Annotated in this window: 7 protein-coding genes and 1 pseudogene; 1 reads left to right on the forward strand and 7 read right to left on the reverse strand. The window is 63.1% G+C overall.

The window, feature by feature from the left end:
- The 7 genes and pseudogenes from VML93_RS10790 to VML93_RS10820 all read right to left on the reverse strand — a co-directional run.
- A partial coding sequence (locus VML93_RS10790) for an aromatic ring-hydroxylating dioxygenase subunit alpha (protein WP_325610409.1) occupies nt 1–688 on the reverse strand: 688 nt, incomplete at its 3' end.
- 36 nt (nt 689–724) lie between these two features.
- The gene (locus tag VML93_RS10795; protein ID WP_325610410.1) at nt 725–1,468 is read right to left on the reverse strand and encodes an SDR family NAD(P)-dependent oxidoreductase; all 744 of its coding nucleotides are present in this window, start codon (nt 1,466–1,468) and stop codon (nt 725–727) included.
- A gap of 13 nt (nt 1,469–1,481) precedes the next feature.
- A pseudogene (locus tag VML93_RS10800) lies at nt 1,482–1,748 on the reverse strand (2Fe-2S iron-sulfur cluster-binding protein); the annotation flags it as partial.
- Between the two features lie 88 nt (nt 1,749–1,836).
- Nucleotides 1,837–2,289, reverse strand: coding sequence for a MarR family winged helix-turn-helix transcriptional regulator (locus tag VML93_RS10805; protein ID WP_325610412.1), 453 nt, complete (start codon nt 2,287–2,289; stop codon nt 1,837–1,839).
- 15 nt (nt 2,290–2,304) lie between these two features.
- Nucleotides 2,305–3,561 carry an amidohydrolase family protein gene (locus tag VML93_RS10810; protein WP_325610413.1) on the reverse strand — a complete coding sequence of 419 codons (1,257 nt, stop codon included), beginning with the start codon at nt 3,559–3,561 and terminating at the stop codon, nt 2,305–2,307.
- Nucleotides 3,558–3,896, reverse strand: a complete 339-nt coding sequence (locus VML93_RS10815) for a hypothetical protein (RefSeq protein ID WP_325610417.1) — start codon at nt 3,894–3,896, stop codon at nt 3,558–3,560. The genes VML93_RS10810 and VML93_RS10815 overlap by 4 nt, the downstream gene beginning before the upstream one ends.
- A gap of 5 nt (nt 3,897–3,901) precedes the next feature.
- Nucleotides 3,902–5,170: an aromatic ring-hydroxylating dioxygenase subunit alpha gene (locus VML93_RS10820; RefSeq protein WP_325610415.1), complete on the reverse strand. Its 1,269-nt coding sequence runs from the start codon at nt 5,168–5,170 to the stop codon at nt 3,902–3,904.
- Nucleotides 5,171–5,451: 281 nt separating this feature from the next.
- On the opposite strand from VML93_RS10820, the gene VML93_RS10825 reads away from it, so the two are divergent.
- Complete coding sequence (locus tag VML93_RS10825; protein ID WP_325610418.1) at nt 5,452–6,783, forward strand: MFS transporter; 1,332 nt, start codon at nt 5,452–5,454, stop codon at nt 6,781–6,783.
- Nucleotides 6,784–6,811 lie beyond the last annotated feature (28 nt).

Below are 6,811 nucleotides of genomic sequence, written 5' to 3' on the forward strand. Positions count from 1 at the left end.
CGGCAGGTACCTGCTGCGGGTGCAGCGACGGAACGTGGTAATACTCCTGGAACGCGTCCGCGAAGATCTTCCAGTTGCTGTTGTTGTGAGCGACCCACTCATAGCGTTCGGTCAGTTTGCCGAACGGGTAGTCGTCCAGACCGGTGATCATCGGACCCAGGAACTCGCGCAGACTCTGCCGCGGCTCGGGATCGAGGTTGATGAAGATGAAGCCGTTCCACACGTCGCAATGCACCGGATTCAACCCGTAGTCGGCGGTGTCGAGATCGAAGAACTCCGACTCCTGCTGCACGAATTTCAACGCGCCATCAAGATCGTAGCGCCAGCCGTGATACTTGCAGGTGAACTGCCGGCAGGTACCGCGCGTCTCGTTGCCGGGAAAGTCGTTCCAGACCAGCTTGTTTCCGCGGTGGCGGCAGACGTTGTAGAAGGCACGAATGTGATCGTCGCGGCCCTTGACCAGGATGACCGAAACCCGGGCGACCTCGATCTCTTTGGTGACGTAGCTGCCGACGCGCGGCAGCTCTTCCACGCGGGCGACGTTGAGCCAGGCCCGCTTGAAGATTGCTTCACGTTCGAGTTCGTAGAACTCCGCGGACGTGGAGTCGCGAAATGAGACGGGACCGGTGCCCAGTTCGGGGTAGTGTTCGGTCCACGATCCCTCCGCGGGTCTTCCTGATCGCGTCATGTCAGCCTCCCGAAATCTACTGTGCTGCCACGAATGTCATAGCACCGAACCACCGTTGACACCGAGGACCTGGCCGGTGATATAGCGGGCCTCGTCCGAGCTCAGGAACCCGACCGCGGCGGCGATGTCGGCACCAGTACCCAGGTAACCCACCGGGATGTTGCTGGCGATCTGCTCGTTGGAGGGCAGAATTCCGGCGGCTTGGGATTGATGTTGCATCGGCGTCTCGATGCCCGACGGCGGGATGGTGTTGACAGTGATCCCGTGTGCGGCGTATTCGCGGGCCAGCGACTTGGTCAGGGTGATCACCGCACCTTTGGATGCCGCGTAGTGCGCGGCGAACGGCGATCCGCGTTGCGCGCTCGACGACGAAATCATCACGATCCGGCCCCATTTCGCGGCCAACATGTCGGGCAGGGCGACTTGGCAGCAATGAAAGGTACCGGTCAGGTTGACGTCGATTATCCGTGCCCAAGCCTCGGCGGTGATCTCGATGAAGGGCGAGAAGCCGAACAATCCTGCGCTGGTAACCAACACCGAAACCGGGCCCAGTTCGCTGCGGACTTTCGCGAACGCTTGCTCGACGGCAAGCCGGTCGGTCACGTCGGCGCCGACGCCGACAGCAACGGTCCCGTCCGCCAGAAGGTCCTCGGTGACGCGTTGCGCTGCTTGCTCATCGACGTCGAGGACGGCGACCTTGAGTCCGCGGCGCCCCAATTCGTGGCAGGTCGCCTCGCCGATGCCGGAGGCGCCGCCGGTCACCACCGCCACCCTGCTCATCGATTCGGCGCGTTCACTCGTAGACCACCCGCACCGTGCGACTGGTCGGCACGGCCTGACAGGTCAGCACCCAGCCCTCGTCGACCTCGTCGTCTTCGAGCGCGTCATTGTTGAGCATCCGGGCACACCCTTCGGTCAACCGGGCCATACATGTTCCACAGGAGCCGATTTCGCACGACGACGGGGGATTCAGGCCCGCCATTCGGGCGGTCTGCAGCAAGGTATCGCCTGCCTCGTACGGCACTGTCGTGGTCCGCTGATTGAGCTGGATAGTCACCTCTTCGGTGACCGCCGAAGCCGTCGACAACAGAGCGGGGGGATCATGCATCTCCAGAAGAGTATCAACTACTTGCGATAGGTATCAAGTACTAGATATCGGTGCGATCTTTGAACAACTCGTGACCAGTGCCCTTTTCGACCACCCGGCCCAGCAATTCACGCAGAGTCTCCTGCTCGTCGGCAGTCAGTACGCCAAAGACCTTTTCGTGAGCGGCGACGGCGTCGCTGAGCACCGTGGCCACGACACTACGCCCCTCGTCGGTCAGGTACGCCTGCAGAATGCGCTTGTGCTGAGGGTCTTGCTTTCTTTCCACCAGACCACGGTGTTGCAGCGCGGTGAGCGCCAGCTGAACGCCTTGCGGACTGATCAGCAGACGTCGGGCCAGTTCGGCACCGGACAAGCCCGGCTCGTTGGAAAGTTGCCGCAGCACACCGATTTGGGCCGTGCTGACGCCGTGCGGGCTGATCGCGTCATTCACTGTGGTCAGCGAGAAGTAGAAGGCCTGCTTGAGCAGCCACAGGATGTTCTCGGTAAGTTCCATCCTTGTCTCCCTGCGCTATCGCGTGATCGGCGTCTTGTGAATCTGCCCGTCCTTCATGACGAACGAGACCTCGAGTGTGGTGGCGATGTCGCGGGAGGGATCGCCCGGCACGGCGATGATGTCGGCAAGATAGCCCGGCGCCAGGCGCCCCAACTCGTGGTCGGCCTCGATGAGTTCGGCGGCCACGACCGTGGCTGCCCGGATCGCCTGCATCGGCGTCATGCCGCGCGCGACCAGCGCACCTAGTTCCTTGGCGTTCTGGCCGTGCGGGATCGCGGGTGCGTCGCTGCCGCTTGCGATGCGTACACCGGCAGCAATCGCCTTGGGCAGCATCTCCTTTGCGCGCGGAAATACCTCGAGTGCTTTCTTGCGCAGTTCCGGGGCGATCCGGTCGATCGCCATCGCGTCGGTCAGATAGGTGGTGGAGACCAGGAAGGTGCCGTGATCGACCATCATCTGGATCGTCTCGTCGGTGGCCAGAAAGCCGTGCTCGATGCAGTCGATCCCGGCCCGAATACACGCCCGAACCGCGGAGTCGCCGACCGCGTGCGCGGCCACCCGCACCCCGGCGCGGTGGGCTTCGTCGGCGATCGCGGCGAACTCGGCATCGGAATACTGCTGAGCGCCCGGGGCGGTGCTGTGCGACATGACGCCGCCCGACGCGGACACCTTGATCAGCTTGGCGCCGTGGCGAATTTGGTATCGGACGCAGGCGATCACGTCGGGCACACCGTTCGCGATGCCCTCGGCCACCGAGAGCGGCATGATCCCGGGTGCCAGGCGCTGAAACACCGTCGGATCCAGGTGCCCACCGTAGGGCGTGACGGCGTGGCCGGCGGGATAGATGCGCGGGCCGGGATGCCAGCCCTGGTCGATAGCGCGTTGTAGCGCGACATCGAGCAGGTAGCCGCCGGTCTTGACCATCAACCCGAGGTTGCGCACGGTGGTGAAACCCGCGTCCAGGGTGGTACGTGCGTTGACGGCGCCGCGCAGGGTGCGATAGGCCGGGTCGTCCTGGACGCCGTGCATCGGCGCCGGCAGACCCTCGGGTCCTCCGGGACCGCCGATGAGCAGGTTGAGTTCCATGTCCATCAGACCCGGCAGCAGGGTGACATCCCCGAGGTCGATGACCGCCGCCGAATCTGGCAGCGGCCCTTCGGGATTGATGGCAGTTATGCGCTGCCCGTCGACCACGACCACCGCCGGCGAGCGCACCTGGCCGGCGTCGACGTCGCCCCAGCGATCAGCCCGCAGCACGGTCACGGCCATCATGGGACGGGTTCCGATACACAGTCCAGGGTGGAGGCGCCCGAGTCCGGCACGCGGGGCTGCTTCCAGCACTCGACCGGAAACGACACCATGATCATCGAATACAGCAGGTGCATCAGGTTCACGACATCGTCGGGCAAGTCGTCGAGCGGGAACTTGTCGCAGTAGGCCATGGCTTCTTCGGCGCGTGGGGTGATTGCGTCGTAAAAGATCTTCATCTCGGTCATCGAGCTCGCCAGTCGCTTGGCGTAACGCTCCGGTTCGGTGGGCAAGCACCACTGCGTGAAGGGCTCCAGGTCGGCGAATTCGGTTGGCAGCAGAGCAGACATCGGGTTCACCGGGCTCACACTCCTACCGTGGACGCGCGACGGTATTGCTCGATCCAGGCCGCGGTTTCCTTGTGCAGGTGACGCAGCAGGATCTCCTGGTCGTTGAGCACGAACCGATCGACCACGCGCGACTCGAGCATGCTCTGGGTTGCCTCCAGCGTGTTCGCGTCCTGCAGTCCGTATTCCTTGAACGACACCGCGGCCAGTTCCTGGGCAACGCGTTCGCGCGGAGTCCGCGGCTGCGGGAAATACAGGGTGCCCTCGAAAATGTGGCTGTTGAACGACGTCGGCCAATAGTGGTAGGTCAGATACCAGCCCTGCCCCCAGAACAGAATCACGAAGTTGGGGAACAGCTGAAACGAATCAAGGCCCCACGGATCACATTTCGCAGGGTTCAGCCCTACCGGCAGCTCTCCCAAATCCGGCTTGTCCCAAGGGCCGAAAAGGCCACTCTGGCAGATGTCCTCGATCGGCTTGCGCATCTCAGCCGACATCTCCCAGGCCCGCACACCCGAGGTGCTGACCAACCGGTGTGGGCCGTCCAGCCGGTAGTGGGGGGCCTCAAAGCCGGCTTCGGCGGCGGCCTTTGAATAGGCGGTGGGCGACTGGTTCGCGTGCAGCACCGGGGCGTGATAGAACTCCTGGAACGCGTCCATGTACAGCTTCCAGTTCGCCCTCACCTCAGAGCGATAGCACCAGCGTGAGGTCATCTTGCCGAACGGGTAGCCCGCCAGATCCCCGATCATCGGACCCAGAAATTCACGCAACGATTGCTCGGGCTGCTTGGCGAAGTTGACGAATATGAAGCCTTCCCAGACATCGCAGTGCACCGACACCAGCCCGTAGCGGCTCTTGTCGAGGTCGAAGAATTCCTCTTCCTGCTGCACGAACGTCAGGTTGCCGTCCAGGTCGTAACGCCAGGCGTGGTACTTGCAAGTGAACTGGCGACACACACCGCTGGTCTCTTCGAGCGGCATGTCGTTCCACACCAGCTTGTTGCCGCGGTGCCGGCAGACGTTGTGATAGGCCTTGATCTCTCCGGATACCGTACGCACCAGGATGATTGACGTGTTGACGACCTTGAGCTCCTTGGTGAAGTAACTCCCCTTCCGCGGAACCTGCTCGACGCGACCAACATTGAGCCACGCGCGCTTGAAGATCGCCTCGCGCTCCAACTCGTAGATCTCGGGGCTGACGGAGTCCTCGTACGACACTGGATCGGTGCCCAATTCCGGGTAATGCTGCGTCCAGCTGCCCTCGGGCGGCTTGGGGAATCGAGCCATGGTCGCTCCTGTCCGTTGCGATCGCGCACGGATCCCTTGGGAAAGGGCATCTGGCCACTGGTTTCAGTGATTCTCCAGGATCCTGCAGAACTCCGCCGCAACCCGACGGTATCTGCTCGACCGAGCAATCGCAAGTAGTTGATATTCGCGCTCGGCGGGTCGGGCGACGGGCCCGACTGGTTCGGCCCGGCAGAGTTCGGGTACCAAGTGTGTCAATGAGCACCGAAAGCCGTCAGCGGAAATGGACGCTCGACGAGATCACGATCACCGATCGGTCAGCGATGTCCCGCACCATCGGGGGCACCGCGATCGGCAACTTCATGGAGTGGTACGACTTCGGGGCCTACGGCTACATGGCCACGACGCTGGCGCAGGTGTTCTACCCCGGCAACAGCGCTAGCGCTGCCCACCTCATCGCCACCTTCGGCTCACTGGCGGCCGCGTACGTGGTACGTCCGTTGGGCGGGTTCATCTTCGGTCCGCTCGGCGACCGCATCGGACGCAAGCGGGTGCTGGTCACCACGATCCTGTTGATGACGATAGGCACAACGGCGACCGGTTTGCTTCCCGGCTACAGCACCATTGGCGTCTGGGCTCCGATCCTGCTTGTCGTTGCCCGAGTCTTTCAGGGGTTGTCGACGGGCGGCGAGTTCGTCGGGGCGATGACCTATCTGGTTGAGCAGGCTCCAGACCGCAAACGCGGCATGACGGTCGGGTTCCTGCCGATGGGCAATCTGGTCGGCTTTGTGTTCGCCGGCTTCATGGTCACCGCGCTGCAGGCTTGGCTGCCGAGCAGCGACTGGCTGGCCTGGGGCTGGCGCGTTCCCCTGTTGCTGGGGGCGCCGCTCGGCCTGATCGCGTTCTACATGCGACAGCGACTCGAGGAGTCATCCGCCTACACCCACCTGAGCCATGACGCCGAAGCGCAGGACGACCACGGCTGGCACCGAATTCGGCGCATGCTCGTCGAGCAGTGGCGGCCGATGCTGATTGTCGTGGCTCTCGTGTTGACCTCCCAGGTCGCCGACTTCATCATGACCGGATACCTGCCGACATATTTGAAAGTGGTTGTGCGGGTGGGCAACACGGCTGGATTGATGATGATCGTGGCGACGTTGGCGATCCTGATGGCCGCGATCGTGTTTGTGGCGAAGCTCTCGGATCACATCGGCGTCAAGCCGATCATGTGGACTGGCTGCGGGTTGCTCGTCGTCGGTTCCATTCCGGCATTCCTGCTGATCCGCTACGGCGGCAGCTATCCGCTGATCTTCATCGGCGTGCTACTGATCGGACTGATGGAACTGTGCTTTGACAGCACTACGCCCTCGGCATTGCCGGCACTATTCCCCACCAGCGTCCGCTACGGGGCGTTGGCCATTTCCTACAACATCTCGCTGTCGACCGTCGGCGGCACCACCCCGCTGATTGCTCAAGCGCTGATATCCAGCACCGGCAATGTCATGATCCCGGCCTACATGCTGATGGCAGCGGGCCTGATAGGAGTGGTCACACTACTGTTCACGCCCGAAGTCGCGGGCAAGCCATTGCCGGGGTCGGGACCGTCGGTGGAAAGTGAGCAGGAAGCTCGCGAACTGGCCGGCGAGGCGGCGTGATACTGGGTGCCGTGAGATCGCGGATCAT

Source organism: Mycobacterium sp. (genome assembly GCF_035499775.1).
Taxonomy (GTDB): Bacteria; Actinomycetota; Actinomycetes; order Mycobacteriales; family Mycobacteriaceae; genus Mycobacterium.

Excerpts from the sequence above, each read along its gene's own strand:
- VML93_RS10810 (WP_325610413.1), bottom strand. The coding sequence starts at position 3,561 with ATGATGGCCGTGACCGTGCTGCGGGCTGATCGCTGGGGCGACGTCGAC.
- VML93_RS10795 (WP_325610410.1), bottom strand. The coding sequence starts at position 1,468 with ATGAGCAGGGTGGCGGTGGTGACCGGCGGCGCCTCCGGCATCGGCGAG.
- VML93_RS10805 (WP_325610412.1), bottom strand. The coding sequence starts at position 2,289 with ATGGAACTTACCGAGAACATCCTGTGGCTGCTCAAGCAGGCCTTCTAC.
- VML93_RS10825 (WP_325610418.1), top strand. The coding sequence starts at position 5,452 with ATGTCCCGCACCATCGGGGGCACCGCGATCGGCAACTTCATGGAGTGG.
- VML93_RS10820 (WP_325610415.1), bottom strand. The coding sequence starts at position 5,170 with ATGGCTCGATTCCCCAAGCCGCCCGAGGGCAGCTGGACGCAGCATTAC.